Here is a 26,675-nt window from a genome sequence, read left to right on the forward strand (position 1 = left end):
TCCGCCGATCGCCGGACGTTGTGCCTGCCGGTGGCTCCCCCCGTGCCACCGGTCGTGGCCGGCCACCGCCGGCGCTCACGGCCCCGGCCGCCCGAACCCTCACGGGCGCCTCGAAAGGAACGACCGTTGCGCAAACCCTTGTCCCTCGTCCTCGCTCCGGTGCTGGCGAGCGTCTCCCTGGTGGGGATCGCCTCGACCTACTCCTCGCCGGCCCAGGCCAGCCCGGCCGACGACTACGTCGGCCCCTACTTCGGTGACGGCAACCTGCCGCCCGGCTGCATCAAGGACATGAGCCGGGACAACCCGGCCAACGTCTGCTACCACGGCAAGCTGGGCCTCAACGCCCTCGACTCCCCGCAGGTCGACGTGGCCATCCTGGTCCCGGCCTCCCCGACGGCGGAGCGCGACCTCCGGATCATGCGCCAGGCCGTCCAGTCCTGGGAGGGCGGCATCGACTACCTCTCCGACGAGATGGGCCTCGGCTGGCTCCGCGACGGGGTGGACTTCCACATCACCGTGGACACCATCGACCTCACCGGCGACGGCGGCGGCGAGCTCACGACGTACCCCCTCGTGGACCCGGAGATCGTGGTCATCGCCAGCAACCCGGCGGGCGGTCTCGGGATCGGCGTCGACCCGGTCTACCTCGGCGGCGAGCTGGGCATCGTGGACGAGGACGGCGTCCCGTGCCACAACGTGGAGAACCCCTTCGACCTCGACGCCTGGGAGATGCTCCCGGGGTTCGACTCCCACCACGAGACCCGCGGCGGGACGTACGTCGAGGACTGCGGCGGCAAGGGCGGCAACGTCTGCTTCTCCGTCAACGGCGCCATCGACCCGGTGCCCGGGAAGACCGACACGTTCTCGCTCTACGACCTCGTGCTCCACGAGACGGGCCACTGCCTGACCCTGGGCCACGTCGGTGACGGGGCCGAGGGCGAGTGGGGCCCGGTCCCCACCACCGACATCATGGCGTACAGCGCCGATCCGGTGGGCCAGAACAAGTGCGTCTCGACCCTCAACGTCGAGGCCTTCGCGGTCCGGATGAGTCGCTACCTCGACGTCGACGGCGACGGCACGGTCACCGCGGCCGACCGCCTCGAGCCCAACGACGCCGCCGGGGACGGGGCCAACCCGTTCCAGGTCCAGCACCCCGACGACCACCTCTACGCGTCCTCGACCGGCTCCGTGTGGGACTGCCCGCAGCCGGACCTCGGCCTGGTCCCGGGCGACCCGGTGGACTTCTCGCCGGAGCCGGAGGAGACCAGCACCCCGGTGCTGACCCTCAGCAGTCCCGAGCACGGGGCGGAGACGGCGGACGGCCGGCTGCAGGTGGCCGGCACCGTGGAGCGACGCCCCCTCGACGGTCCGCCGACCTCCGCGAGCGCCTCCCACGACGACGCCGACGGTGACTCGCTCACGCCGGTCACCGACATCGCGAACGTGCAGGTGGAGGTCACCGACCTCGACGTGGTCGCCACGGTGAAGGTCGACCAGCTCTGGCCGGAGGGCGTCGTCGGGCTCCCGAAGTACGGGGTGAGCATCGACGGCCGCGAGATCGAGTCGACGATCCCCGACCCGCGCAACCCCGCCACGGTGGTCACCTACGACCACTCCATGGAGACCGAGCTGCCCAGCGAGTGGTCGGAGTGGGACGCGACGGCCGGCACCGTCACCTTCCGCATCCCGCGCAGCTACCTCGCCGGCGCCAAGGTCACCGCGCCGTACGACGTCTTCGCGCTGACCAGCTACCGCGCGCCGACGAACATGTGGACCGTCGTGGCCGACGACCGCGCACCGGACGAGGGAGGCATCGGCGTGGCCGCCCCGGCGGGCGTGCAGCCCGCCGCCACGACCACCGCCTCCTCCGGGACGAGCGGCGGCACCACCGGCGGCGCCGTCCTCGACACCGTCGACCTCCAGCGCGCGGGGGGCAACACGTTCGTGGTCACCGACAGCACCCTCGGCGTGACCGGCGGACCCGGGCACCGCTTCGCCCTCCCCGTGCCGGAGAAGAGCACGGTCGAGCTGCTGATGACCTGGCCCGACGCCAGCGACCTCGACATGGTCGTGACCGGTGCGGCGTCGGGCTCGGCGGCCACCGCGGGTCAGCCCGAGCGGCTCGTCCTGCAGGACGTGCAGGGCACGCTCGACATCACGGTCGACCCCTACCTCGTCGTGGGCGTGCCGTCGACGACCTACACGCTGCAGGCCACGATCGTGCCCAGCGGTCCCGCAGAGGGCGAGACGCCCGTGGACACCGACGGTGACGGCGTCGCCGACGGCGACGACGCGTGCCCGGACGTGGCCGCGCCGGGGAGCACCGGGTGCCCGGTGCCGTCCGACGAGACGGTCACCGTCTTCGTCGACGGGGTCGAGGCGGCGAGCGAGGAGGTCGAGTCCAGCAACGGACCCGACACCTTCGCGATCGACGTCACGGTGCCGGCGGGGGCCCGCGAGGTCCGGACCGTGTGGATGCAGGACGACGAGGTCCTCGCCACCGACGTGCGCACCGTCGTCCACACCGCGCCCGGCACGGACCGGGACGGGGACGGTGTCGCGGACTCGCGCGACAACTGCCTCAAGCAGCCCAACCCGGGTCAGGCCGACCTGGACCGCGACGGGCAGGGCGATGCGTGTGACACCGACATCGACGGCGACGGGCACTCCAACGCCAAGGAGCGGTCGCAGGGCACGGACCCCTACGACGCCACCTCCTACCCCGGCAGGAAGACGCGCGTCGGCCTCGGTCGGTAGCTCCCAGCCCGGCGCGTGACCCCAGGTCACGCCGGGTCGGCGGGCCGGTCCCCTCGGGGCCGGCCCGCCATCGGCCAGCGGCTCCACGACGCGCCGGCCGATCGTCCCGCCCATCGACCCACGCGGTCCCGAGAGAGGCCCCACCGTGAGCTCGTCCAGAGGCGCTGCACGACGCAGCGGCGACCCGAGCAGGCGCACCGCCGCGTCCGGCCCCCCGGTCCGCAGGAGCAGGCACCTCGTGGTGCTGGCCGCGGCGCTCGTCACCGCCGCGACCCTGTGTGCGCTCGCCCTGGTGGCGGTGCAGACCGAGGAGGGCGAGACCCGGCCGGGCACCGAGGCCCGCCAGCACGCCGAGGCGGCCTGCGAGCTGACCACCAGGGCCGGCGAGGCGGCGGAGTCGGGACAGGAGCGGAGGAGGGCGCGCTATGCCGCCTCCGTGCTCCTGCTCGACTGGGCGATCATCGAGTCCGGGCGGGCGGCCGAGTCCGACGCCGCGCTCGGCGACCTCGACGCAGCCCTCGAGGCCGCCCACGCCGCCGGTCACGCGAGGGACCCGGACGGCTGGCGGACCGCCATGCGCGCGGCCCTCGCCGAGTGCGGGGCGGCGCTGGGCTGAGCCTGCGGCTCGACGCCCACCCCTTGGCAACACCTGCGCTCAGCGGGCGCAGCCACTGACAACTGTTGCCGGTGGGGGACCCCGCGCACGATCACTAGGGTCGCCGCATGAGGGTCCTGCTCGCGCTCGGCGGCAACGCCATGACGAACGCCGACGGGCGGGCGCGCCCGGAGGACCAGATCGCCGCCGCGCAGGTCGCCATGGCGGCCGTCGCCGGCCTCCTCGAGCACGACCACGAGGTCGTGGTCACCCACGGCAACGGCCCGCAGGTCGGCAACCTGCTCGTGAAGAACGAGCTCGCCGCCGGCGTCGTTCCGCCCGTGCCGCTGGACTGGTGCGGGGCGCAGACGCAGGCCACGCTCGGCTTCGTCCTGATGGACGCGCTCGACCGGGAGACGGCCGCGCGCGGGCTCGACCGGCGCAGCGCCGCGCTGGTCACCCGCACCGTCGTCGACGCCGACGACGAGGGCTTCACCCGACCCACCAAGCCGATCGGGCGCCACCTCACCGAGGCCGAGGCGAAGGTGCTCGTCGGCCACGGCGAGACCTGGGAGGACCGCGGCGAGAAGGGCTGGCGCCGCGTCGTCGCGTCCCCCGAGCCGCGCGAGATCGTCGACGCCCCCGCCGTGCTCGCCCTCATCGAGGCGGGCTTCGTGGTGATCGCCAACGGCGGCGGCGGCATCCCGCACGTACGCCGCCCGGACGGCTCGCTCGCCGGCGTCGAGGCGGTCATCGACAAGGACCTCGGCGCCGCGCTGCTCGCCCGCACGACCGGCGCCGACGTGCTCGTCGTCGCCACCGACGTGCCGCACGCGGTGGTCCGCTGGGGCGAGCCCGACGCGGAGCCGCTCGGCCGCCTCACCGTCGACCGGATGCGGGCGCACGCCGCCGAGGGGCACTTCGCGTCCGGGTCGATGGGCCCCAAGGTCGACGCGGTGTGCCGCTTCGTCGAGGCCACCGGCGGCACCGGCGTGATCACCAGTCTCGACCAGATCACCGCGGCGGTCACCGGCGACGCCGGCACCGTCGTACTCCCCGTGGAAGCATCCTGAAAGGAACCGCCATGCCCAGCGCCATCGAAGTCCGCAAGGTCCCGATCCACTCGGTCGCCGACGCCTCCGAGCTGACGAAGCTCATCGACGACGGGGTCATCGCCGCCGACCGGGTGTTCGCCATCATCGGCAAGACCGAGGGCAACGGTGGCGTCAACGACTACACGCGGATCATCGCCGACCGGGCCTTCCGCGAGGCGCTCGTGGCCAAGGGGGCCGATCCCGAGCAGGTCAAGGGCGTGCCGATCGTGTGGTCGGGCGGCACCGACGGCGTGATCAGCCCCCACGCGACGATCTTCGCGACCACCGACGTCCCCGAGGACGACCCGTCGCGCCAGGAGATGCGGCTCACCGCCGGCTTCGCCATGAGCGAGCCGATCCTCCCCGAGGAGATCGGCTACACCGCGATGATCGAGAAGGTCGCCGCCGGGGTGAAGGTGGCGATGGAGCGCGCCGGCATCACCGACCCGGCCGACGTCCACTACGTGCAGACCAAGACGCCGCTGCTGACCATCCACACCATCCGCGACGCCAAGTCCCGCGGGAAGAAGGTGTGGACCGAGCACACCCACGAGTCGATGGACCTCTCCAACGGCGTCACCGGCCTCGGCATCGCCGTCGCGCTCGGCGAGATCGAGATGCCGACCGACGCCGACGTCATGCACGACCGCGACCTGTACTCCTCGGTGGCCTCGTGCTCCTCCGGCGTCGAGCTCGACCAGGCGCAGATCGTCGTCGTGGGCAACGCCACGGGGGTGGGTGGCCGCTACCGCATCGGCCACTCGGTGATGAAGGACGCCCTCGACGCCGACGGCATCTGGGAGGCCATCCGCTCAGCCGGCCTCGACCTGCCCGAGCGCCCGCGCACGAGCGACCTCGACGGCAGGCTCGTCAACGTCTTCCTCAAGTGCGAGGCCAGCCAGGACGGCATGGTCCGCGGCCGGCGCAACGCGATGCTCGACGACTCCGACGTCCACTGGCACCGCCAGATCAAGGCGTGCGTCGGCGGCGTCACCGCGGCCGTCACCGGCGACCCGGCCGTGTTCGTCTCCGTCTCCGCCGCCCACCAGGGTCCCGAGGGCGGCGGTCCGGTCGCCGCGATCGTCGACCTGGGCTGATCGGGGCCAGCGGGACCGACCCGACACGCGCCCGCCGCTGCGCGGGACCGGCGGGACACTGTCGGTCCCTCGTGATGGGGTGTCACTGTGAGCACCCCGACCGTCCGCTACCGGCTCGTGCGCCCCGACCGCGAGGTCGTGGTGCCCGAGCTCGACGAGCACCAGCGGCGCGTGGTGGACCACGAGGGCGGCCCGCTCCTCGTGCTCGCCGGTCCGGGCACCGGCAAGACCACCACGCTGGTCGAGGCGATCGTCGACCGCATCGAGCGACGCGGGGCCTCGCCCGACTCGGTGCTGGCCCTGACGTTCTCGCGCAAGGCCGCCGAGCAGCTGCGCGACCGGGTCACCGCGCGCGTGGCGCGCACGACGTCGGCGGCGTCCTGCTCGACGTTCCACTCCTTCGCCTACGCGCTCGTGCGCAAGTACGCCTTCGCCGAGCTCTACGAGGGGGCCATCCGGCTGCTGTCGGCTCCCGAGGCCGACGTGGTGCTGCGCGAGCTGCTCCGCGACAACCCCGAGTCAGTGGTGTGGCCCGAGCCCCTGCGGCGGGCGGCCGGCACCCGCGGCTTCGTCCGCGAGGTGCAGGCCGTCCTGGCGCGGGCGCGGGAGAAGGGACTCGACCCGGCCGGGCTGCGCGCGCTCGGCATCGAGCACGACCTGCCCGAGCTGGTCGCCGCGGGACTGTTCCTCGAGCAGTACCTCACGGTCCTGGACAACCTCGGCGCCACCGACTACTCCGACCTGATCCGCCGCGCGGTCATCGAGGCGGAGGCCCACCGCGACGAGCTCCGCGCCCGGTGGCGCCACGTCTTCGTCGACGAGTACCAGGACACCGATCCCGGCCAGGTCGCGCTGCTGCGCGCCCTCGCCGGCGACGGCCGCGACCTCACGGTCGTCGGCGACCCGCACCAGTCGATCTACGGCTTCCGCGGCGCCGACGTGCGCGGCATCCTCGACTTCCCCGCGAGCTTCCCCACCGCCTCCGGCGCCCCCGCCCCGGTCGTGGTCCTGCAGCGCACCCGACGGTTCGGTCCCCGGATCCTCCTCGCCGCGGGGCGGGTGGCCCAGCGGCTCACCCTGACCGGCAGCATCGACGCCTCCGCCCGTGACGCGTTCCTCGCGCCCGAGGCCGTCCCGGGGCCGCAGGGTCCCGGCCGCGTGGAGGTCGTCACCTACGACACCGAGCGCGCCGAGGCCGAGCGGCTCGCCGACCTCCTCCGCCGCGCGCACCTCGAGGACGGCATCGCCTGGGACCGGATGGCCGTGCTGGTCAGGTCGGGACGCACCAGCATCCCGCCCCTGCGGCGCGCCCTGGCCGCCGCCGGGGTCCCCGTCGAGGTCGCGTCCGACGACCTGCCCCTGGCGCGTGACCCGGCGGTGCTGCCGCTGCTCGACGCCCTGCGGGCGGTGGTCAACCTCGACAACGACGACCCCGACTCGCCCGACCACCTCGACCCCGGCCGCATCGAGTCACTGCTCCTCTCGCCGCTCGGCGGCCTCGACGCGTCCGACCTCCGCGCACTCGTGCGCCGCCTGCGCGCCCGCGAGAAGGAGGTGCCCGACGCCGCGGCCCGACGGACCTCCCGCGAGCTGCTGCGGCTGGCGGTCGTGGAGCTGGGCTTCCTCGACGGGCTCGACGGTCCCGACGTGCAGCGCGCCGCCGCGCTGGCGGACCTGCTGCGCGGTGGCGCGCGGATGCTGGCGCAGCGGGCCGGCGTGGAGGACGTGCTCTGGCACCTGTGGTCGTCGACGGCCTGGCCCCAGCGGCTCCGGCGGCAGGTCGAGGCAGGGGGCGCGGGAGCGCGCCGGGCGCACCGCGACCTCGACGCGGTCGTGGCCCTGTTCGACCTCGCGTCCCGCGCCGTCGACCAGCGCGACCACGTCGGGGTCGCGACCTTCTTCGCCAGCGTGGTGGCCCAGCAGCTGCCGGCCGACACGCTCGCCGAGCAGGGCGTGCGCGGCGCCGCCGTGCGGCTGCTCACGGCGCACCGCTCCAAGGGCCTGGAGTGGGACCTCGTCGTCGTCGCGCACGTGCAGCAGGAGGGCTGGCCCGACCTGCGCCGCCGCACGACGCTGCTCGGCGCCGACCGCATCGGCGTCGACGCGACCGGGCACCCCGACCTCGTCCCGCCCGTCACCACCCGGGCGCTGCTGATGGAGGAGCGGCGCCTGTTCTACGTCGCCTGCACCCGGGCGCGGCGACGCCTCGTCGTGACCGCCGTGCGCTCACGGGAGGACGACGGCGAGCAGCCCTCGCGCTTCCTCGAGGAGCTCGGGGTCACGATCGACCACCAGGACGGTCGCCCGCCGCGTCCGCTGTCCCTCGGGGGCCTCGTGGCCGAGCTGCGTCGCACCGCTGCCGACCCTGCCGTGTCACCCGCGCTCCGCGAGGCCGCGGCGCGACGCCTCGCCGCCCTCGCGGCCGAGGAGGCCGACGGCCGCCAGCTGGTGCCTGCCGCCGACCCGTCCACCTGGTGGGGCACCCGCAGCGCCACGCGGTCCGTGGCGCCGATCCGCGATCCCGACCGGCCGGTGCCGGTCTCTGCCAGCATGCTCGAGTCGATCCTGGTCTGCCCGGCCCAGTGGTTCTTCGAGCGAGAGGCCGGCGGCGTCTCGACGGTCCACCAGTCGGCCAACCTCGGCCAGGTGCTGCACGCCCTCGCCGAACGGGTCGCGGTCGGCGAGCTCGCCGCGGAGGTGGAGCCGCTCATGGCCGAGGTCGAGGCCGTCTGGGACCGGCTGGCGTTCCGCACCCCGTGGTCGCGCCAGCGCGAGCTCGCCCGGATCCGCAAGGCGGTGGCGCGCTTCGTGCAGTGGCACCTCGACAACCCCCGCGCCGTCCTCGGCGCCGAGCAGCGCTTCCAGAGCACGGTCGACGTCGACGGGCGCCCGGTGCTGCTCACGGGGTTCGCCGACCGCCTCGAGATCGACGACGCCGGTCGGGTCGTCGTCGTGGACTTCAAGAGCGCCCGCAGCGCGCCCACCGGTCCCGCCGTGGCCGGCAACCTCCAGCTCGCCCTCTACCAGTACGCCGTCGACACCGGCGCGCTCGACGAGGCGGCCGGCCGGGCCGTCGCCTCCGGGGGCGCGGAGCTCGTGCAGCTCGGTATCGACGACGACTCCGCGCGCGCCAAGGTGCAGGCGCAGCCGCCGCACGCCGACGGCGGGCCCGAGCGCACCGTGCTGCGCACCGCCCTCGCCCGGGCGGCCGACCTGGTGCGGGCCGAGACCTTCCCGGCGACCGCGGGCGCCCACTGCCGCGAGTGCCCCTTCGTCCCCATCTGCCCGGCAAAGGGCGCAGGGAGCGTGACCGTCCAGTGACCCAGGCTCCCACCTCCCCGACTCCCGCCTCCCCGACTCCCGGAAGCCCGCCGGTGCGGCTCGACTCGCCCCGGGACCTCCAGGCCCTGATGGGCGGCCACGCCCCCAGCGACGAGCAGTGGGCCGCCATCACCGCGCCGCTGCGGCCCACGGTGGTCGTCGCAGGCGCCGGCAGCGGCAAGACCACCCTCATGGCGCAGCGGGTGGTGTGGCTGGTCGCGACCGGCAAGGTCCGCCCCGAGGAGGTCCTGGGGCTCACGTTCACCACCAAGGCCGCCGCCGAGCTGCGCCACCGTGTCACGACCGCCCTCGGCGCCGCCGGGCTGCTGGACCGCTCGGTGGTCGCCGAGGGCGAGGACGTGCTGGAGCCGACCGTGGCGACCTACCACGCCTACGCCGCGACGCTGCTCACCGACCACGGCCTCCGCATCGGCCACGAGCCGGACACCCGCGTGGTCTCTGACGCCTCCCGCTACCAGGTCGGCGCCCGGGTCATCGAGCGGTTCACCGGCCGCATCGAGCTGCTCACCGACCACCCGGCGACCGCCATCCAGAACCTCCTCGCCCTCGACGGCGCGATGAGCGAGCACCTCGTCGACGCCGACGACGTACGCCGCGTCGACGGGGAGGCGCGCCGCGGGTTCGAGCGCGCCATCGAGGAGGAGCTGGCCGGCAAGGCCCGCAAGACCTACCTCGAGGGACCGGCGAAGGCGATCAACGCCATCGACCGGAGGGCCGAGCTGCTCCAGCTGGTCACGGGCTACCGCACGCTCAAGGCCGACCTCGGCCTGATGGACTTCGGCGACCAGATCGCGCTCGCTGCGCGGCTGGTGGACGACCAGCCGGAGGTCGGCGAGCTGGAGCGCAGGCGCTTCAAGGTGGTCCTGCTCGACGAGTACCAGGACACCTCGGTCGCGCAGGCCACGATGCTGGCCCGGCTGTTCTCGGGTCCCGACGTCGACCACGGGCTCGGCCACCCGGTGATGGCCGTCGGCGACCCCAACCAGGCGATCTACGGCTGGCGCGGTGCCTCGGTGTCGAACATCCTCAACTTCGCCGAGACCTTCCCGGTCCCCGACGGAGAGCCGGGCCGGCTGCCGCTCACTGTCAACCGGCGGTCCGACTGCCGCATCCTCGACGTGGCCAACCGGCTCGCCGAGCCGCTGCTGGCCGCCTACGGCGACAAGGTGGCCCGGCTGCGGGCGGCTGACGGGGCCGCCGAGGGCCGCGTCGAGGCGCACGTGTTCGAGCGCTCCGTCGACGAGCTCGCATGGCTGGCCACGGAGGTCCGGCGCGTCCACGACGACGGCACCGCCTGGTCCGACATCGGGGTTCTCAGCCGCGACAACGCGCAGGCCGAGGAGGTCTACGACGCGCTCACCGCGGCCGGGGTCCCGGTGGAGATCGTCGGCCTGTCCGGCCTCATCCGGCTGCCCGAGGTGGCCGAGGTCGTCGCCACCCTGACGCTGCTGCACGACGTCACCGCCAACGCCGCGATGCTCACGTTGCTCACCGGACCGCGGTGGGCGATCGGGCCGCGCGACCTGCGCCTGCTGGCCGAGCGCGCCGCCGAGGTCGCCGGCGTCCGCGGTCGTGCGGCGACGGCGACCATCGCCGACCAGCTGCTCCAGATCGCCGACGGCATCGACGCCTCCGAGCTCCCGGCGCTCAGCGACGCGCTCGAGTCGCCGGGGGAGGCGGCGTACTCGCCCGAGGCGCGCGACCGGTTCGCGCTGCTGGCGGCGGAGCTCCGCCGCCTGCGCGGCCACGTCGGCGACCCGCTGCTCGACGTGGTGCGCCGCATCATCGACACGACCGGCGTCGACGTCGAGCTGGCCTCGGCGACCTCGCCGGCCGCGGCGGCCCGACGCGACAACCTCGACCTCTTCGTCAAGGCCGTCGCGGAGTTCCAGTCTGTCGACGGCGACGTGACGCTCCCGGCGCTGCTCGCCTACCTCACCGCGGAGGACGACCAGGGCAACGGCCTCGACGTGGCGACCCCGACCGCCGCCGACTCCGTCAAGCTGGTGACGGTCCACCGTGCCAAGGGCCTGGAGTGGTCGTCGGTCTTCTGCGTCGGGGTGGGGGAGACGCGCTTCCCCAGCAACAGGTCCCGCACGCTCTGGACCTCCTCGCCCGCGGTCCTGCCCGCGCCGCTCCGCGGCGACCGCGCCGACCAGCCGCAGCTGCAGGGCCACGACAAGGCCGCGCTCGACGCCTACCGCGCCGCCACCAAGGCCCACGACGCCGAGGAGGAGCTGCGGCTCGGCTACGTCGCCTTCACCCGGGCGGCTCACCACCTGTGCGTGACGTCGTACGTCTGGGGCCAGCGCTCCACGCCGTTCGGGCCCTCCGACTACCAGCGGGTGGTGCGCGAGCAGCTCGAGGAGTGGGGTCGGCCGGTCGAGCGCTGGCTGGAGAAGCCGCCGCCCAGGTCGCCGAACCCCAACGACGACGTCGACACCTCCCGCCCCTGGCCCGTCCCCGGCCCGGGGGAGGAGGCTCGCCGGCGGCTCGCGGCAGCCGAGCTCGTCCGGTCCGTCGACCGCACCGCCCCCGACGAGGGCCTCGACATGGTGGAGGCCGCCCGGGTGGCCGAGTGGGACGACGACCTGGCGCAGCTCCTCGCCGAGGCGCGGGCCGAGCGCGCGACGACGGTCGACCTGCCGCTGCCGAGCAGCCTCTCGGTGACCTCGCTGGCCAGGCTGCGCGACGACCCCGCAGCGTTCGCCCGCGAGCTCGCTCGGCCGATGCCCAGACCACCCGCGCCGGCGGCGCGCTTCGGCACCGCCTTCCACGCGTGGGTCGAGGAGCGCTTCGGCCAGCAGGCGCTCATCGAGCCCGACGAGCTCCCCGGCCGCGCCGACGCAGGCATCGACGACGAGGCCGACCTCGGAGAAGTGGTCAAGCGGTTCGAGGACGGACCGTTCGGCGACCGCGCGCCCCACGCCGTGGAGGCGCCGTTCGCGCTGGTCCTGGGCGGCCAGGTGGTGCGCGGCCGGATCGACGCCGTCTACGCCGAGCCCGACGGCGGGTTCCTGCTCGTCGACTGGAAGACCAACCGCCACGAGACCGCCGACCCGCTCCAGCTGGCCCTCTACCGGCTCGCCTGGTCGGAGCTCACCGGGACGCCGCTGGACCGGGTGCGTGCCGTGTTCCACTACGTGCGGTCCGGCCGTACGGTCGAGCCCGCCGACCTGCCCGACCGCGACGGCCTCGAGCGCCTGCTCTCCGACCTCTGACCCCGGGGTCGCGCGTACGGGCGTATGGGCGCGGGCGTATGCCCGGGGGGCCCGGCAGCGGTGTGTGGTGCAGGTTCTGGCGCTTGAGAAGCTGCGTCACCGCCCGAGAGCGGTGAGTGAGGCAGGTTCTGGCGCTCGAAAGGCTGCGTCACGCACCGCCCGTACGTTGACCGCCCGGGGAGCGGTGTGTGAGGCAGGTTCTGACGCTCGAAAAGCTGCCTCACGCACCGCCCGTGCGGTCGCCGCCCCGGGAGCGGTGAGTGGGGCAGGTTCTAGCGCCTCGAAAGCTGCCTCACGCACCGCCCGTGCGGTCGCCGCCCCGGCAGCGGTGAGTGGGGCAGGTTCCCGCGCCTCGAAAGCTGCCTCACGCACCGCCCGGGGACCCGAACGCGGCCGTCAGCGCGATCTCGACCATCTCGCCGAAGGTCTGCTCCCGCTCCTGCGCCGTCGTCTCCTCGCCCGTGACGATGTGGTCCGAGACCGTGCAGATCGCGAGCGAGCGGCGGCCGTGCTTCGCGGCGAGGGTGTAGAGCGCGCTGGCCTCCATCTCGACGGCGAGCACGCCGTAGCCCACCATCTCGCCGAGGAGCTCGGGGCGCGTCGGGTAGAAGGAGTCGCTGGAGAAGATGAGGCCGACGTGGAACGGCGACCCGCCCTCCCGTGCCTCCGCGGCCTCGACCGCCCGCCGCAACAGGCCGAAGTCGGCCACCGGTGCGTAGTCGATGCCGTGGAAGGTGATCCGGTTCATGGAGGAGTCCGTGCACGCGCCGGAGGCGATGACGAGGTCGCGCACCCCGACGGCCTCCGTGACGGCGCCGCACGAGCCCACCCGCACGATCGACTGCACGTCGTAGTCGGTGAACAGCTCGTTGACGTAGATCGACATCGACGGCTGGCCCATCCCCGAGCCCTGCACCGACACGGGATGACCGTTCCAGGTGCCCGTGTAGCCGTACATCCCGCGGACCTCGCTGTAGCAGCGGGCCTCGTCGAGGAAGGTCTCGGCGATCCACTTCGCTCGCAGGGGGTCGCCGGGGAGCAGGACGGTGGGGGCGATGTCGCCCGGCTGGGCGCCGATGTGGGTGCTCACGGCGCCCAGCCTAGGCAGTGACGCGGTCCCCGCCGGTCGCGGCGACCCCGTGGGGCGTCCGGGCGGCGGTCGCGGGAGCCGGGGCTAGCCTGACGGCGTGACCGCCCAGCGCCCCCTGCCGCACGTCGCCCTCTCGGCCCACGCACACAACCGCATGGGGCTGCGCCGGACCGACGAGGCGTGGCTCGCCGAGCGCATGTCGGACCCGGCGACGCGCGTGCTGGTCGTGGCCGGCATCCGGCTGCGCCCGGTCGAGGGCAGCGTGCAGTGGACAGCACCGCAGGAGGCGCCCGAGGGCACGCTGGTGCTCCTCGGCGACCGCGACGGCGTCGTGCACGTGGCGGTGGTGGTCGACCCCGCCGACGCTCCCGGCAGCGCCGACGAGTGGGTGCCGCTGCGCGCGGTGCTCCCGCTGCTGGCCCAAGACGCGACCGGGCAGGCGCCGTTGCTCATGCACGCGATCGGCCTGGCGGAGTGGCACCACGCCACCCGCTTCTGCCCGCGCTGCGGTGGGACGCTGGTCAGCCGGGCCGCCGGCCACGAGCTGCGGTGCACGCAGTGCGACCGCGCCCAGTTCCCGCGCACCGACCCCGCCGTCATCATGGCGATCACCCATGGCGAGGGGGACGACGAGGCGATCCTGCTGGGCCGCAACGTCGCCTGGCCGGCCGGGCGGTGGTCGACACTGGCCGGCTTCTGCGAGCCGGGGGAGACGCTCGAGGACGCCGTGCGGCGCGAGGTCGCCGAGGAGGTCGGGGTCACGGTGGGCGAGGTGACCTACTTCGGCAGCCAGCCCTGGCCGCTGCCCGCGAGCCTCATGCTCGGGTTCACCGGCCGGGCCGTGACCACCGAGATCGACGTCGACGGCGCCGAGATCGAGGAGGCGCGCTGGTGGACGCGCACCGACTTCGAGGCCGCCGCCCGCGCAGGCGAGCTGCTCGTGCCGCGGGGCGTCTCGATCTCGTCCTCGCTCATCGAGAGCTGGTTCGGCCGCCCACTCGACGGCCCCGGCTGGGGCTGAGCGGGGTCCTGCGGCGTCAGTCGCAGGTGTCGCAGACACCTGTCGCGGGCAGGGCGATGAAGCAGCGCGGGCAGAGGTCGACGGGCTTGTCGGTGGCCGCCACCCGCGACGGCCGCGACGGCCGCGGCGTCCCGGTGCCGCGAGCCGACGTCGTACGCGGCGTGCTCGCGCGGGTGCCCGGCACGCGGGTGCTCGGGGGCGAGTCGTCGCGGATGTCGAACCCCAGACGGGTCAGCGCCTTGCTGGCACCGGCGCCGCCGCCGGGGATGTCGGCAGGAGTGAGCGTGCGGCCCGTCGCGAGACCATGCGCGATGCCGGCGATCGCCGCGGCGTCGTACTCCCTGCCGTGGTGCACCAGCACGTGCGTCGAGACGCCGCCGCGCACGAGCATGTAGTTGGCGCCACCTGCCGCGTCCCAGGTCTCCATCGCGGTGAGGACGTGGTCGCGGTCGATCGAGTTCAGCAGTGACACGACGTCAGGCTAACCCCGGTCCGGCGTGGCGTCCCGCTCGGGCGGTGCTCACGCGAGAGCCGCCAGCTTCTCCTTGACCTGCGCCACGGAGGGGTTGGTGAGCGTGCTGCCGTCGGTGAAGAGCAGCGTCGGCACGGTCTGGTTGCCGCCGTTGGCCTGCTCGACGGTGAGCGCCGCGTCGGGCTGCTGCTCGATGTCGACGATCGAGAACTCGATGCCCTCGCGGTCGAGCTGGCTCTTGAGGCGGTGGCAGTAGCCGCACCAGGGCGTGGTGAACATCGTGAAGGTCATGGGATGGAGTGTCCCCTCCGGCGTCTAGGGTGATGGAACGGGTGGTTCCCACCCCTGTCAACCACGACCTCGCAGGAGTTGTTCCGTTGCTCGAAGCGCTCGACCCCGAGCAGCGACAGGTCGCCGAGGCGCTGCGCGGGCCGGTCCGCGTGCTCGCCGGCGCGGGCACCGGCAAGACCCGCGCGATCACGCACCGCATCGCCCACGGCGTGGCGCAGGGGGTCTACGCGCCGACCGAGGTGCTGGCCCTGTCGTTCACCACCCGCGCGGCCGGCGAGATGCGCGAGCGCCTCCGGGCCCTGGGCGCGCCGGGCGTGCAGGCGCGGACGTTCCACTCGGCCGCCCTGCGCCAGCTGCGGTTCTTCTGGCCGCGGGTCCACCACCGCGACCTCCCCGAGCTCGTGGAGTCCAAGCTCGGCATGCTGGCCCTCGCCGCGCGCCGCCAGCGGCTCGGCGTCGACCAGGCGACGCTGCGCGACCTCGCCAGCGAGATCGAGTGGGCCAAGGTCTCCAACGTCGCTCCCGACACCTACGCGGCGATCGCCCGGGCCCGTGGCCGGGCGGTGTCCGGCCTGGAGCCGGAGGTGGTGGCGCGCGCCTTCGAGGCCTACGAGGAGGTCAAGCGCGGCCAGGGCCGCATGGACATGGAGGACGTGCTCCTCCTCGGCGCCGGGCTGCTCGCCGACAACGAGGCGGTCGCGGCCCAGGTGCGCCGCCAGTACAAGTGGTTCGTCGTCGACGAGTTCCAGGACGTCTCACCGCTGCAGCACGCCCTGCTCGACCTCTGGCTGGGCGGGCGCGACGAGCTCTGCGTGGTCGGCGACCCCGCCCAGACGATCTACTCCTTCGCCGGCGCCGACGCCCGCTACCTCCGCGAGTTCACGCAGCGGTTCCCGTCGGCCACGAGCGTCGAGCTGGTCCGCAACTACCGCTCCACGCCCCAGGTCGTGGCGGCCGCCAACGAGCTGCTCGCCGGCACCCCGAGCAAGGGTGTCGACCTCGTCGCGCAGCGGCCCTCCGGTGCCGCCATCAGCTATCGCGAGGCGAGCGACGAGGTGGCCGAGGCGGAGGCCGTCGCCGACCGCGTGGCGGCGCTGCGGGCCGGGGGGACGCCGGCCAGCCGGATGGCCGTCCTGCTGCGCATCAACGCGCAGTCCGAGCGCTTCGAGGAGGCGCTCGCCGCGCGCGGCATCCCCTACGTCGTCCGCGGTGCGGCGCGCTTCTTCGACCGTCCCGAGGTGCGCCAGGCGATCACGCTGGTGCGAGGCGCGGCGCGCAGCGGGGAGGCCGACGGACCGGTGGCCGACGCGGTCGTGGCCGTCCTGTCCCAGATGGGGCACAGCAGCGACCCGCCCGAGGGCAGGGGAGAGGTCCGCAACCGCTGGGAGTCGCTGCAGGCGCTGGTCGACCTCGCCGCGGACTTCGGTCGTGAGCGACCCGACGCAGGCCTCGGCGACCTCGTCGACGACCTCGACCGACGTGCGAGCGAGCAGCACGCCCCGGTCGCCGACGCGGTCACCGTGGCCACCATCCACTCGGCCAAGGGCCTGGAGTGGGACGCCGTCTTCGTGGCCGGCATGCACGAGAAGATGATGCCGATCTCGCAGGCGCAGACCCCGGCGGAGGTCGAGGAGGAGCGCCGGCTGCTCTACGTCGCGATGACCCGGGCCCGCGACGAGCTCGCCGTCTCCTGGGCCGCGGCTCGCGAGCCCGGCGGCCGCCCCACGCGCGGCAGCTCCCCCTTCCTCGCGCCGCTGCTCGACGGCGCGCCCGGCGTGGCCGGGCAGCGCCGCGAGCGCAGCAGGCGCAACCGCTCGGCCCTGCACTGCCGCGAGTGCGGCAGGGCGCTGTCGACGGCGCAGGAGAAGAAGACCGCCCGGTGCGCCGGCTGTCCGGCGTCCTACGACGAGGCCCTCTTCGAGCGGCTGCGCGAGTGGCGCCTGGCGCGAGCCGCCGAGGACAGCGTGCCGGCGTTCGTGGTGTTCACCGACGCGACGCTGCAGCTCATCGCCGAGCACGTGCCCTCCGACGTGAAGGCGCTGCGCGCGATCAGCGGCGTGGGCCCGAGCAAGATCGCCAAGTACGGCGACGAGGTGCTCGCCCTCGTGGCGGTCCAGACCAGTTGAGGGGTCCGGACCGGGCGTGCAGGCGGCCGTCCGGCGCTCTGCAGAAGTTTTTTCATGTAATGGCCACTAAATCGTTTGCCCCTGACGTACGCCGGGGTCTAACGTTCCACTCACGACCCGCGCACTGGGATCGCTGACAACGATCCGCGCCCGATGCCCCGAAGGAGGTGGCCCCCATGGAGAACAACACGATGACGATGACGGCGTGGACGCCGTCCTTCGGCATGTCCACCCTCGGCCGCCCCTGCGCGTACACGCGCGCCCTCGGCGCCGGCGTGGTGGCTGTCCAGGGCGACGCCGCCGCCATCGTGCGCGTCAAGGGCGATTTCCCGGGTTCTCCCGCCTGGAGTCCGTCGAGCTAGGTCACAACCTCGCACCGGCAGCCTCCAGGCCGCGGAACCCGAACCCGGGATCCGCGGCCTTTCTGTTTGTCCGTCACACCCGCGATCAGGTCAACGAGGAGGAGGTGAACACATGACCATCAGCGTTCTCGACCGCCGAGCTGCCGACGTCACGCCCGAGCTGGAGCCCCAGGCCCCGCTCGGAGCCCTGCACGACGCAGCTGCCGAGGTGGATGAGGAGTTGCTGCCCTGCCGCGTCAACGACGCAGAGCTGTGGTTTGCCGAGTCCCCCGCGGACGTGGAGCACGCCAAGGCCCTCTGCACCGACTGCCCCGTGCAGGCGCTGTGCCTCGACGGAGCCCTCGAGCGGCGTGAGCCGTGGGGCGTCTGGGGAGGCGAGCTCTTCCTCCAGGGCGTGGTGATCCCGCGCAAGCGGCCGCGAGGCCGGCCCCGCAAGTCCGAGCAGGTCGCCGTACAGGCCAGCCAGGACCAGAAGGACGGGGCAGCCGCGTAGGCGCCACCGCGAACCCGACTCCACCGAGGAAACACAGGAAAACATCGATGAAGACCTACCGGAACGGAAGCACCGACATGAATCTCATGCACGAAGAACTCGCACGCGCGCAAATGTCCGCGCGCCTGGGAGAGGCGCACGAACTGCGACGCGGCCACCAGCTGGCCCTGGCCCGTCGGATGAGCCGCAAGGCCGAGCAGGCCGCGCAGCAGGCGCGTCTCGCACTCGCCCGCGCGATCTGATCGATCCCCCTCTGGGGGAGGCTCTCGCCCTGATCGCGGGTGAGCACAGCACGAGCCGGTACGTCGTCACGGTGGCGACGTACCGGCTCGTGTCGATTTCGGCGCGCGGCCCAACCGGTCGTCAGGAGTAGCCTTCGAGGCGTGAGCGAGCCCGTGACGTGCGACTTCTGCGGCACGCAGGCACCCGAGGCCGAGACCCTGACGTGGACGACGGCGGTCGAGAACGGCCGGAGGCGGTCCTTCTGCGACACCTGCTCGCGCAGCCACCTGCGCGCGATGGAGAGCAAGCTCGACAGCGAGTGGTGGTGACCCCGTCCGGGACGGCTCACCCGAGGTCGAACCACGCACACCCGCAGTAGGGGTGCCGCTGCCAGCGGCGGGCGGTGGGCAGCGGCTCGTGGTCGTGGCGCCACGACGTGAGCCACGAGTGCGGCGGCTCGCCCCGGCCCCACGCCACCAGGTCGCGGGCGGCGGCGCCGGCGGCGAGGGCCAGCAGTGGGGGCGGCAGGTGGTCCGTGCAGGTGCGGTCGCCCTCGTCGAGCACGGCCGCGGCCACGCACCGTGCGCACGGCCCGATCCCGGGTGCGGCCCAGGGGCCGACCTCGACGGCCCAGGGACGCACGGCGACGAGCAGGTGGGGCAGCGAGGCGACGCTCCAGTCGTCGATCCTCGCGGAGACGAGGCGGCCCGGCGTCACCGCGACGCCGACGGCCGCGGCGTCGTCCACCACGACCCCGGCGGCGGCCAGCGCGCCGACCACGGGCCGGTGCCACACGTCCGGGCAGTCGAGCTGCGCGCGCAGCGGGGCGGAAGGGGCGGAGCCGGTCATGAGCCGAGGCTGCCACGCGCCCCGGTCGGCCGGGGCGTCGTCCACAGGGGACGCGGCCGGCGGGAAAGCAGCGGCGGCGCCACCCGATGGGTGACGCCGCCGCGGATCAGCTCACGGGGTGAGGCTCACGCCTTGCCGAGGATCCGGTTCAAGTTGGTGCCGCAGACCGGGCAGACGCCCTTGGCCATCTTGGTGCCCTTGTCGTTGACCTTGATCTCGCCCTCCGCCTCGCGCTTCTCCTTGCACTTGACGCAGTAGAACTCGCCGCTCCAGGTCTCCGCCATGACGGCCTCCTTGCTTGTTTCTTCGTGGTCGTCGCGACGGGGTTGTCGAAGGGGAAGCCCGCCGGGGAGCGCCGGCGGTCGCCGGTGCTCCGTCGGAGACCCTACGCCACGCGTGGCGCACGCTCACGCACCACACGCGCTGAGCGTGAATCCGCCTGCTCCTACGCTCAGCGCCATCAGTACCCTCGGCGCATGCCAGAGACCCCGCCGGACCTCGTCCACCTGCGCCTCGAGCGGCCCTCCGAGGGGGTCGCCCTGCTCACGCTCGACAACCCCGACATGCGCAACGCGATGAGCGAGGAGATGACCTCCTCCTGGGTCGCCGCCGTCGACGCGCTCGCCGCCGACCGGTCGGTCCGCGCGGTCGTCGTCACCGGCGAGGGCAGCGCCTTCTGCTCCGGCGGGGACACCTCCTGGATCGCCAGCGAGCCCGACGCCGGGGTCGACCACCTCCGCTCGCGGATGCTGCCGTTCTACCGCGCCTGGCTCTCGCTCCGCCGGCTGGAGGTGCCCACGATCGCCGCGGTCAACGGGCCCGCGATCGGCGCCGGCCTGTGCCTGGCGCTGGCCTGCGACATCCGCTACGCCGCCGAGGGGGCGCGGCTCGGCGTGCCGTTCACCAGGCTGGGGATGCACGCCGGCATGGCGGGCACCTACCTGCTGCCCGACGTCGTCGGGCCGGCGCACGCGCGCGATCTGCTGCTCACCGGCCGGGTGGTCGACGCCGACGAGGCGCTGCGGCTCGGGCTGGTCTCCCGGGTGCTCGGAGCCGGGTCGTTCCTCGAGAAGGTGCTCGCGACGGCGTCCGACGTCGCCGCGACCGCCCCGATCGCGGCGCGGCTGACCAAGGTGGCCCTCGCCGGCGGCGGGCACGCCGACCTCGAGTCCGCCCTGCAGTGGGAGGCGCTCGCCCAGCCGGTCACGCTCGCGACCGCCGACCTGCAGGAGGGCATCCGGGCGGCGAGGGAGAAGCGCCCGCCGCGCTTCCGCGGCCGCTGATCCGCCGCGGCGCGGAAGAAGGGCCCCGCAGCCGACCACGCCTGCCTTCCCCTGCCGGCGTCGAGGGACCGCGGGGCCCGTCTGCTGCGCAACGCTAGGGCCGTGCCCGCGGGCGGTCAACACATCAGTGTCCACCCCTGTGGACAGACCTGTGGATGCTGTGGGGACGGCATCCCGGGGGCCGTGGAGGACGCGGTCGGCCGTGGGGAGGACCCTGTGGGCGACATCGCCGGCCCCGCGCCGTACTGTGCCGGTGACCAGCGGCTTCGGCACCGCAGGCCCTGTGGAGGAGAAGAACGTGAGCGAAGACGGCGGCGACGTCCAGCCCGCACGCGGACCCGTCGCCACGCTGCGGCGCATCGCGTTCCTCATGGAGCGCCAGCGCGAGGAGACCCGCCGGATCGAGGCGTTCCGCAAGGCCGCCCGCACGATCCTGCCGCTTCCCGAGGACGAGGTACGCCGGCGCGCCGCGGAGGGCACGCTCACCGAGCTGGCCGGCATCGGACCGAGCACCGCCGCCGTGATCACCGACGCCTGCAACGGCGTCGTCCCCGAGCGGCTGGTCAGGCTGGAGGCCACGGCCGGCCCGCTGGCCCACGGCGGTGAGGAGCTCCGTGCCCGGCTGCGGGGGGACCTGCACTCGCACTCGGACTGGTCCGACGGGGGCTCGCCGCTGGAGGAGATGGCGATGACCGCCATGGAGCTCGGGCACGACTACCTCGTGCTGACCGACCACAGCCCGCGGTTGCGGGTGGCCAACGGCCTCAGCGCCGAGCGGCTCACCCGCCAGCTGGCCGTGGTGGAGGCGGTCAACGAGCACCTGGGCGGCAGCTTCACGCTCCTCAAGGGGATCGAGGTCGACATCCTCGACGACGGCTCGCTCGACCAGACGCCCGACATGCTGCGACGGCTCGACGTGCGGGTGGCCTCGGTGCACTCCAAGCTCCGGATGGACGCACCCCAGATGACCCGGCGCATGGTCGCGGCGGTCCGCAACCCGCACACCAACGTGCTCGGCCACTGCACCGGCCGCCTGGTGACCGGCAGCCGGGGCGTCCGTCCGCAGAGCCAGTTCGACGCGCGGGCCGTGTTCACCGCCTGCGCCGAGGAGGGCGTCGCGGTGGAGATCAACAGCCGGCCCGAGCGCCGGGACCCCCCGACGGAGCTCCTCGAGCTGGCCCGCGACCTCGGGTGCCTGTTCTCGATCGACAGCGACGCGCACGCGCCGGGCCAGCTCGACATGCTCGACTACGGTGCCGCCCGGGCCGCCGAGGTGGGCATCGAGCCCGACCGGATCGTGACCACCTGGGAGCGCGACCGGCTGCTGGAGTGGGCATCGGCGCGACTGTGACCCGCGCGTTTCGCCACCCGTGCGTGGGCGGGGGCGGCTAGGTTCGGCCCATGAGCACCCGGACCCGTACGCCCGAGGTGGAGGTGCGCCGCTCGCGCCGCCGCCGGCGCACGGTGTCCGCCTACCGCGACGGCGACCGCATCGTCGTGCTGATCCCGGCCACGATGAGCAAGCGCGACGAGGCGACCTGGGTCGCCGACATGGTGGCCCGCATCGAGCGGCAGGAGAAGCGCCGGCTGCGCTCCGACGACGACCTGGTGGCGCGGGCGGCCAAGCTGAACGACCTCTACTTCGGCGGCCTCGCCGTGCCGGCCTCGGTGCGCTGGGTGACCAACCAGAACGCGCGCTGGGGCTCGTGCACGCCCGGCGACCGCACCATCCGGCTCAGCGACCGCCTCCAGCAGGTGCCGGGGTGGGTCGTCGACTACGTCCTCGTGCACGAGCTGGCGCACCTGCTCGAGCCCGGTCACACGCCGGCGTTCTGGGCCTGGGTCGACCGCTACCCGCGGGCTGAGAAGGCGAAGGGCTACCTGGAGGGCTACTCCGCGGCGGCGCGCCTCGAGCCGCCACCGGGCGGTGTCGAACCTGGCGAGCCCGGCGAGCCGGGGGACTGACCGCGCACCCGAGCCAGCGCGGCGTCGACGAGGACGTACATGTCGTCGAAGGTCGGCGGCAGCGCGTCCGCCGGCCACCAGCGCACGTCGAGCGACTCCGCGCTCGTGGCGTGGGCGGCTGTGGGCGCTGCGACGGCGAGGAACCGGACGTCGAGGTGGTGGACGGTACCGCGCTCGGAGCAGAACTCGACCGTGTGCTCGTCGAGCGACAACGGCTCGGGGTCGAGGTCGAACGAGACGAGTCCGGACTCCTCCACCAGCTCGCGACGGGCGCCGGCGGCGAGGGAGGCGTCACCGGGCTCGAGGTGGCCGCCGAAGGCCAGCCAGGCGTCGGCCTTGCGGTGGTGGTTGAGCAGCACCGCGTCGGCGCCGCGGGAGACCACGATCGCGCCCGCGGTGAGGTGGTCGGGGAAGCACGCCTTGGCGAGCCCGTCGTCGTGGGCGGCCAGGTGGGCGAGGTAGCGCTCGCGCAGGGCAGCCTGCTCGGGGGAGGGCGGTGCCCACGCCGTCAGCGTCGCGACGGCGCTGGCGTGCAGGGCCGGGCTCACTCGCCGGGTCGCGGGTCGCCGCCGTCGAGGAGCTCGCGCAGGCCGGCGTCGAACTCGTCCTCGGACAGCTCGCCCGGGGCGACGGAGTCCTCGCGGAACCCCAGCGGGTCGTCGAGGTCGGCGGCGGTGGGCAGGAGGTGCGGCGACATCCACACGCCGTCGCGCGCCTCGGTGCCCTGACGGGTGCGCAGCGAGCCCCAGAGCGTGGAGGCGTCGCGCAGCCGGCGGGGCCGCAGCTCCAGCCCGACGAGGGTCGCGAAGGTCTGCTCGGCCGGTCCGCCCGCGGCGCGGCGGCGGCGTACGGTCTCCTGCAGCTTGGCGGCCGCGGGCATCCGCTCCGCGGTGGCCTGGCCGACGACCTCGTCGACCCAGCCCTCCACGAGGGCGAGGGTGACCTCGAGCTTCTCCAGGGCGGCCTTCTGCGCCGGGGAGGGCTCGGGGTCGAACAGCCCGCCGGCCAGCGCGTCCTGCATCGCGGTCGGATCGCTCAGGTCGACCTCCCGCAGCTTGGTCTCCATGCCGGAGGTGTCGAAGTCCATGCCGGCGCCGTACTCGGCGACCGCGCCGATGAGGTGGTCGCGCAGCCACGGCACACCCGCGAAGAGGCGCTGGTGCGCCGCCTCGCGCAGCGCGAGGTAGAGGAGCACGTCGTCCGCGGTGACGTCGGGGAGCTCGGCCGCGAAGGCGGCGACGTTGGTCGGCAGGAGCGCGGCCCGGCCGATCGGGCCCAGCGGCAGGCCGATGTCGGAGGCGCTCAGCACGTCGCCGGCGAGCGCCCCAAGGCCGCTGCCGACCTGCGAGGCCACCATGGCGCCGCTGGCCTTGCCCAGCATCGCCATCAACGGCCCGGCGAGCTGCCGCATCTCCTCGGGCATGGCCTGGCCGAGGGCCTGCGTGGCGGAGCCGGCGATCGGCTCGACGAGGACCTTCCACACCGGGACGGTCTCCACGATCCACTCGGCGCGCGACCAGGCCGCGGTGGTGGTGACGCCGGACGGGAACTCGGTCGTCGTGTCGAGCCAGTGGTCGGCGAGGCGCACGGCGTCGGCGACGGCGGCGGACTGGGCGGTGGTGACCGTCGGGTCGGGCTCCTGCGCGGCGGCGCGGCGGGCGAGGTTGGTCACGGTCTCCCAGTTGACGGGACCGTCGTTCGGGGCGAACAGCGACTGCATCTGCGCCATCAGTGCGTTGAGGTCGGGCATGCCGCCGGCGAACCCGCCCATCTGCGAGAAGATCTGCTCGAACGGCGTGCCCTTGAACGGGTTGTCGTCGGGATCCCGACCGGACGATCCCGGGCCTCCGGGGGTGTCACTCATGCCCGCAACGGTACCCACCGCGCCCAGCCCCGGCATCCCCGCTCGGTCCTACACTCGGAGGCGTGACCGACCCCCTGCGCCTCGTCGACATCCGCGACACCCCGCTCGACGTCACCGAGGTCGTCGACGCACTGGGCGACGACGGCGCCGGCGGGCTCACGCTGTTCATCGGGCAGGTCCGCGACCACGACGGCGGCAAGGGCGTGACCGCGCTCGACTACTCGGCGCACCCGACCGCGCTCGCGCGTTTGCGGGACGTGTGCCGACGCGTGGCGGAGGAGCACGACGTACGAGGCGTGGCGGCGGTGCACCGCGTCGGACCGCTGCGCATCGGCGACCTCGCGGTCGTGGTCGCGACGACGGCCGCCCACCGCGGCGACGCCTTCGCGGCGTCGCGTGCCCTGATCGACACGCTCAAGGCCGAGGTGCCGATCTGGAAGCACCAGGTCTTCGACGACCGGACCGAGGAGTGGGTCGGCACGCCGTAGCGCCTGCGCGCTCCGAGGCGCGCCGCCTCCTAGGCTCGGGGCGTGGAAATCCTGCTGTGGCTGGTGCCGTCCGTCGTGGTGACGGTCGCGGCGATGGCCTGGGTGTCGTGGGTCGGGCGCGACGGGCACGGCGAGGTGGACCGCGACGTCGCCGTCGAGCGGCTCGGCAGGGCCCTGGCCAAGGAGCTGCCCGCCGGCACCCGGCGTACGTCCCCGCCCGTGCGTGACCGCAGCACCGGCATCGCGGTGCGTCCCAGCCACGGCGCCGGCCGGGACGGCACGACCCGGCGCGCCTCCTGACCCGCCGCGCACCGGCCGTCGGTCGACCGCCGGTCGGCTGCCTGCCGGCCGGTTGCGGCCGTTTGAGAGAGTTGCGCCCATGAGTCAGCGGACCAGGGCGGGGCTTCTCGCGCTCTGCCTGCTGGCCGTGCTGTGGGGCACGGCCGCCTTCGTGCCGCTGCCCTACGTCACCTACTACCCCGGACCGACGGTCGACATCCTCGGCGAGGACGACGGCGGGGAGACCGTGCGGGTCACCGGGCACCGCGCGTACCACGACGAGGGCGAGCTGCGGATGACGACCGTCTACGTCAGCACGCCGCAGGAGGACGTGACCCTCCCCGAGCTGCTGCGCGCCTACTTCGACCCCGACGCGGCGGTGTGGCCGCGGTCCTCGGTCTACGCCCCCGACGAGACCGACGAGTCCAGCGACCGCCTGTCCGAGGTCGCCATGGTGTCCTCGCAGGACACGGCGGTGGCGGCTGCGCTGACCGAGCTCGGCGAGGAGGTCGACCCGATCGTCGAGGTGCTCGACGTGACCCCGGGGCTGCCCGCGGACGGCGAGCTGGAGGTGCGCGACGTGCTGCTCGAGGTCGACGGGACCGCCGTCGACGACGCCCAGGACGTCGTCGACGCGGTCGACGGCGCGAGGGCCGGTGAGCCCATCACCTTCCTCGTGCGTCGCGGCGACGAGGAGGTGAGCGTGGACCTCGTCCCCGAGGAGGTCGACGGCGACCTCCGCGTCGGCATCACGCCGGGGCCGGGCTACGACTTCCCGTTCCGCGTGAGCGTCGACATCGCCGACAACATCGGTGGGCCGAGCGCCGGGCTGATGATGTCGATGGCGATCTACGACACCCTCACGCCCGGTTCGCTGACCGACGGAGCCCACGTCGCCGGCACCGGCACCATCACCCCCGCCGGCGACGTCGGACCCGTCGGGGGCATCCAGCAGAAGATCGCGGCGGCGCGCGACGAGGGCGCCGAGCTCTTCCTCGTGCCCGCCGACAACTGCAACAGCATCGGGGGAGTGGACACCGGGAGCATGCGGCTGGCCCGGGCCACGACCCTGCACGGCACCCTCGAGACCCTGGCCGACTGGGTCGCAGACCCCGACACCGACCTCCCGACCTGTGAGGACACCGCCTGATGACGGACCCCAGCGACTCCATCCCCGACCCGGCCGCGCCCGACGCGCTGCCCGAGGATCCCGCACTGGCGGCAGCCGTGCTGGAGATCGAGGCCCACGTCGCGCAGGACGGCTGGGACCAGCCGGCGCGGCTCTACGCCCTCGTCGACACCGCCGAGCTCGTGGCGCAGGAGCCCGCACTCGCCGCGGCCATGTCGATCGACGGCCCGGGCGACGACGGGTCCTTCACCCCGATCGAGCAGGAGGGCCTGCCCCCCGGCCAGGCGCTCGAGGACGCGCTGCCCACCATCGCCTGGCCCGACAGCGTCGCCGGGTGCGCGGCCGTGATCGAGCGGCTCGTGCTCCCGCCCGGCACCGACGAGGAGATTCCCGAGGACCCCGCGGCCGCCGAGGTCTTCGCCCGCGAGCACCCCGACCGCCAGGAGGTCCGGATGGTCGCCGGCGTCACGCGCGCCGGGGCGTCGTACTGCGCCCTGCGGCTGCGGGCCCACGACGACGAGCAGTCGGTGGTCAACGGCACCGAGCTGGTCCCCGGCCTGCTCGCGCTCCTCCACGCGACGCTGCACGACACCCCCTCCGACACCCCGTCCGACCCCCACGAGAATCCCTGAGCA

General features: G+C 74.0%; 26 protein-coding genes. 19 read left to right on the forward strand and 7 right to left on the reverse strand.

The features are described from left to right. The first annotated feature begins 126 nt into the window (after nt 1-126). From J3P38_RS17855 to J3P38_RS13695, 6 genes are all read left to right on the forward strand, one after another. Nucleotides 127-2,757 (forward strand): thrombospondin type 3 repeat-containing protein, encoded by a 2,631-nt coding sequence (locus J3P38_RS17855; protein WP_246850123.1) that lies wholly within the window; start codon nt 127-129, stop codon nt 2,755-2,757. Nucleotides 2,758-2,902: 145 nt separating this feature from the next. Continuing rightward, complete coding sequence (locus tag J3P38_RS13675) at nt 2,903-3,373, forward strand: hypothetical protein (RefSeq protein ID WP_210440324.1); 471 nt, start codon at nt 2,903-2,905, stop codon at nt 3,371-3,373. A 107-nt stretch (nt 3,374-3,480) separates the two neighbouring features. Next, nucleotides 3,481-4,425 carry a carbamate kinase gene (locus tag J3P38_RS13680; protein ID WP_210504073.1) on the forward strand — a complete coding sequence of 315 codons (945 nt, stop codon included), beginning with the start codon at nt 3,481-3,483 and terminating at the stop codon, nt 4,423-4,425. An 11-nt stretch (nt 4,426-4,436) separates the two neighbouring features. Continuing rightward, nucleotides 4,437-5,543, forward strand: a complete 1,107-nt coding sequence (gene bar, locus J3P38_RS13685; protein WP_210504074.1) for a barbiturase — start codon at nt 4,437-4,439, stop codon at nt 5,541-5,543. Between the two features lie 87 nt (nt 5,544-5,630). Next, nucleotides 5,631-8,864 (forward strand): ATP-dependent helicase, encoded by a 3,234-nt coding sequence (locus J3P38_RS18440; RefSeq protein WP_307807913.1) that lies wholly within the window; start codon nt 5,631-5,633, stop codon nt 8,862-8,864. Between the two features lie 53 nt (nt 8,865-8,917). Then, nucleotides 8,918-12,106 (forward strand): ATP-dependent DNA helicase, encoded by a 3,189-nt coding sequence (locus J3P38_RS13695; RefSeq protein ID WP_307807914.1) that lies wholly within the window; start codon nt 8,918-8,920, stop codon nt 12,104-12,106. A 364-nt stretch (nt 12,107-12,470) separates the two neighbouring features. Here J3P38_RS13695 and deoD read toward each other — a convergent pair whose 3' ends face one another. Next, nucleotides 12,471-13,196, reverse strand: coding sequence for a purine-nucleoside phosphorylase (gene deoD, locus J3P38_RS13700; protein ID WP_210440327.1), 726 nt, complete (start codon nt 13,194-13,196; stop codon nt 12,471-12,473). Between the two features lie 97 nt (nt 13,197-13,293). Between deoD and nudC the strand changes: the two genes are divergently transcribed. Continuing rightward, nucleotides 13,294-14,217, forward strand: coding sequence for an NAD(+) diphosphatase (nudC, locus tag J3P38_RS13705; protein ID WP_307807915.1), 924 nt, complete (start codon nt 13,294-13,296; stop codon nt 14,215-14,217). Between the two features lie 16 nt (nt 14,218-14,233). Here nudC and J3P38_RS13710 read toward each other — a convergent pair whose 3' ends face one another. Both J3P38_RS13710 and J3P38_RS13715 read right to left on the reverse strand, forming a co-directional pair. Further along, on the reverse strand, nt 14,234-14,689 hold the full coding sequence (locus J3P38_RS13710; RefSeq protein WP_210440328.1) for a hypothetical protein: 456 nt from the start codon (nt 14,687-14,689) through the stop codon (nt 14,234-14,236). Nucleotides 14,690-14,737: 48 nt separating this feature from the next. Then, entirely contained in the window at nt 14,738-14,980 is a 243-nt protein-coding gene (locus J3P38_RS13715) for a mycoredoxin (protein ID WP_210440329.1), read from the reverse strand. Between the two features lie 32 nt (nt 14,981-15,012). Between J3P38_RS13715 and J3P38_RS13720 the strand changes: the two genes are divergently transcribed. From J3P38_RS13720 to J3P38_RS13740, 5 genes are all read left to right on the forward strand, one after another. Then, nucleotides 15,013-17,106 carry an ATP-dependent DNA helicase UvrD2 gene (locus tag J3P38_RS13720; protein ID WP_210504075.1) on the forward strand — a complete coding sequence of 698 codons (2,094 nt, stop codon included), beginning with the start codon at nt 15,013-15,015 and terminating at the stop codon, nt 17,104-17,106. A 176-nt stretch (nt 17,107-17,282) separates the two neighbouring features. Next, a complete protein-coding gene (locus J3P38_RS13725) occupies nt 17,283-17,468 on the forward strand; it encodes a hypothetical protein (protein WP_210440331.1) in 186 nt (61 codons plus the stop codon). A gap of 112 nt (nt 17,469-17,580) precedes the next feature. Beyond that, complete coding sequence (locus tag J3P38_RS13730; protein WP_210440332.1) at nt 17,581-17,961, forward strand: WhiB family transcriptional regulator; 381 nt, start codon at nt 17,581-17,583, stop codon at nt 17,959-17,961. A 47-nt stretch (nt 17,962-18,008) separates the two neighbouring features. Continuing rightward, complete coding sequence (locus J3P38_RS13735) at nt 18,009-18,203, forward strand: hypothetical protein (protein ID WP_210440333.1); 195 nt, start codon at nt 18,009-18,011, stop codon at nt 18,201-18,203. A gap of 141 nt (nt 18,204-18,344) precedes the next feature. Beyond that, entirely contained in the window at nt 18,345-18,512 is a 168-nt protein-coding gene (locus J3P38_RS13740) for a hypothetical protein (protein ID WP_210440334.1), read from the forward strand. 16 nt (nt 18,513-18,528) lie between these two features. Here the strand turns inward: J3P38_RS13740 and J3P38_RS13745 are convergent, their stop codons facing one another. Together J3P38_RS13745 and J3P38_RS13750 are read right to left on the reverse strand one after the other, a co-directional pair. Then, on the reverse strand, nt 18,529-19,032 hold the full coding sequence (locus J3P38_RS13745) for a hypothetical protein (RefSeq protein ID WP_210440335.1): 504 nt from the start codon (nt 19,030-19,032) through the stop codon (nt 18,529-18,531). Between the two features lie 125 nt (nt 19,033-19,157). After that, a complete protein-coding gene (locus J3P38_RS13750; protein WP_090969683.1) occupies nt 19,158-19,316 on the reverse strand; it encodes a DUF5679 domain-containing protein in 159 nt (52 codons plus the stop codon). Nucleotides 19,317-19,508: 192 nt separating this feature from the next. Between J3P38_RS13750 and J3P38_RS13755 the strand changes: the two genes are divergently transcribed. The 3 genes from J3P38_RS13755 (at nt 19,509) to J3P38_RS13765 (ending at nt 22,280) form a co-directional block, all read left to right on the forward strand. Beyond that, entirely contained in the window at nt 19,509-20,315 is an 807-nt protein-coding gene (locus J3P38_RS13755) for an enoyl-CoA hydratase/isomerase family protein (protein ID WP_210440336.1), read from the forward strand. A gap of 298 nt (nt 20,316-20,613) precedes the next feature. Then, complete coding sequence (locus J3P38_RS13760) at nt 20,614-21,666, forward strand: PHP domain-containing protein (RefSeq protein WP_307807917.1); 1,053 nt, start codon at nt 20,614-20,616, stop codon at nt 21,664-21,666. Nucleotides 21,667-21,716: 50 nt separating this feature from the next. Then, complete coding sequence (locus J3P38_RS13765) at nt 21,717-22,280, forward strand: M48 metallopeptidase family protein (RefSeq protein ID WP_210504076.1); 564 nt, start codon at nt 21,717-21,719, stop codon at nt 22,278-22,280. On the opposite strand, the gene J3P38_RS13770 is transcribed toward J3P38_RS13765, so the two are convergent. Both J3P38_RS13770 and J3P38_RS13775 read right to left on the reverse strand, forming a co-directional pair. Beyond that, nucleotides 22,205-22,828, reverse strand: a complete 624-nt coding sequence (locus J3P38_RS13770) for an NUDIX hydrolase (protein ID WP_210504077.1) — start codon at nt 22,826-22,828, stop codon at nt 22,205-22,207. The two genes, J3P38_RS13765 and J3P38_RS13770, sit on opposite strands and share 76 nt — an antisense overlap. After that, on the reverse strand, nt 22,825-24,144 hold the full coding sequence (locus tag J3P38_RS13775; RefSeq protein ID WP_210504078.1) for a zinc-dependent metalloprotease: 1,320 nt from the start codon (nt 24,142-24,144) through the stop codon (nt 22,825-22,827). The genes J3P38_RS13770 and J3P38_RS13775 overlap by 4 nt, the downstream gene beginning before the upstream one ends. Nucleotides 24,145-24,206: 62 nt before the next feature. Here J3P38_RS13775 and J3P38_RS13780 point away from each other — a divergent pair, with 62 nt between their 5' ends. The 4 genes from J3P38_RS13780 (at nt 24,207) to J3P38_RS13795 (ending at nt 26,672) form a co-directional block, all read left to right on the forward strand. Next, nucleotides 24,207-24,632 carry a molybdenum cofactor biosynthesis protein MoaE gene (locus J3P38_RS13780; RefSeq protein ID WP_210440340.1) on the forward strand — a complete coding sequence of 142 codons (426 nt, stop codon included), beginning with the start codon at nt 24,207-24,209 and terminating at the stop codon, nt 24,630-24,632. A 42-nt stretch (nt 24,633-24,674) separates the two neighbouring features. Beyond that, complete coding sequence (locus J3P38_RS13785) at nt 24,675-24,932, forward strand: hypothetical protein (protein ID WP_307807918.1); 258 nt, start codon at nt 24,675-24,677, stop codon at nt 24,930-24,932. 79 nt (nt 24,933-25,011) lie between these two features. Then, nucleotides 25,012-26,061, forward strand: a complete 1,050-nt coding sequence (locus J3P38_RS13790) for a YlbL family protein (RefSeq protein ID WP_210504079.1) — start codon at nt 25,012-25,014, stop codon at nt 26,059-26,061. Beyond that, nucleotides 26,061-26,672, forward strand: a complete 612-nt coding sequence (locus J3P38_RS13795) for a PPA1309 family protein (RefSeq protein WP_210440342.1) — start codon at nt 26,061-26,063, stop codon at nt 26,670-26,672. Before J3P38_RS13790 ends, J3P38_RS13795 begins: the two co-directional genes overlap by 1 nt. Nucleotides 26,673-26,675: the final 3 nt, after the last annotated feature.

It is taken from the genome of Nocardioides xinjiangensis, from assembly GCF_017916455.1.
GTDB lineage: Bacteria > Actinomycetota > Actinomycetes > Propionibacteriales > Nocardioidaceae > Nocardioides > Nocardioides xinjiangensis.

What these genes read in the sequence shown, in the direction of transcription:
- J3P38_RS13680 (WP_210504073.1), top strand. Translation starts at nt 3,481, where the DNA reads ATGAGGGTCCTGCTCGCGCTCGGCGGCAACGCCATGACGAACGCCGAC.
- bar (WP_210504074.1), top strand. Translation starts at nt 4,437, where the DNA reads ATGCCCAGCGCCATCGAAGTCCGCAAGGTCCCGATCCACTCGGTCGCC.
- J3P38_RS13715 (WP_210440329.1), bottom strand. Translation starts at nt 14,980, where the DNA reads ATGACCTTCACGATGTTCACCACGCCCTGGTGCGGCTACTGCCACCGC.
- J3P38_RS13720 (WP_210504075.1), top strand. Translation starts at nt 15,013, where the DNA reads ATGGAACGGGTGGTTCCCACCCCTGTCAACCACGACCTCGCAGGAGTT.
- J3P38_RS13725 (WP_210440331.1), top strand. Translation starts at nt 17,283, where the DNA reads ATGGAGAACAACACGATGACGATGACGGCGTGGACGCCGTCCTTCGGC.
- J3P38_RS13730 (WP_210440332.1), top strand. Translation starts at nt 17,581, where the DNA reads ATGACCATCAGCGTTCTCGACCGCCGAGCTGCCGACGTCACGCCCGAG.
- J3P38_RS13735 (WP_210440333.1), top strand. Translation starts at nt 18,009, where the DNA reads ATGAAGACCTACCGGAACGGAAGCACCGACATGAATCTCATGCACGAA.
- J3P38_RS13745 (WP_210440335.1), bottom strand. Translation starts at nt 19,032, where the DNA reads ATGACCGGCTCCGCCCCTTCCGCCCCGCTGCGCGCGCAGCTCGACTGC.
- J3P38_RS13750 (WP_090969683.1), bottom strand. Translation starts at nt 19,316, where the DNA reads ATGGCGGAGACCTGGAGCGGCGAGTTCTACTGCGTCAAGTGCAAGGAG.
- J3P38_RS13755 (WP_210440336.1), top strand. Translation starts at nt 19,509, where the DNA reads ATGCCAGAGACCCCGCCGGACCTCGTCCACCTGCGCCTCGAGCGGCCC.
- J3P38_RS13765 (WP_210504076.1), top strand. Translation starts at nt 21,717, where the DNA reads ATGAGCACCCGGACCCGTACGCCCGAGGTGGAGGTGCGCCGCTCGCGC.
- J3P38_RS13775 (WP_210504078.1), bottom strand. Translation starts at nt 24,144, where the DNA reads ATGAGTGACACCCCCGGAGGCCCGGGATCGTCCGGTCGGGATCCCGAC.
- J3P38_RS13790 (WP_210504079.1), top strand. Translation starts at nt 25,012, where the DNA reads ATGAGTCAGCGGACCAGGGCGGGGCTTCTCGCGCTCTGCCTGCTGGCC.
- J3P38_RS13795 (WP_210440342.1), top strand. Translation starts at nt 26,061, where the DNA reads ATGACGGACCCCAGCGACTCCATCCCCGACCCGGCCGCGCCCGACGCG.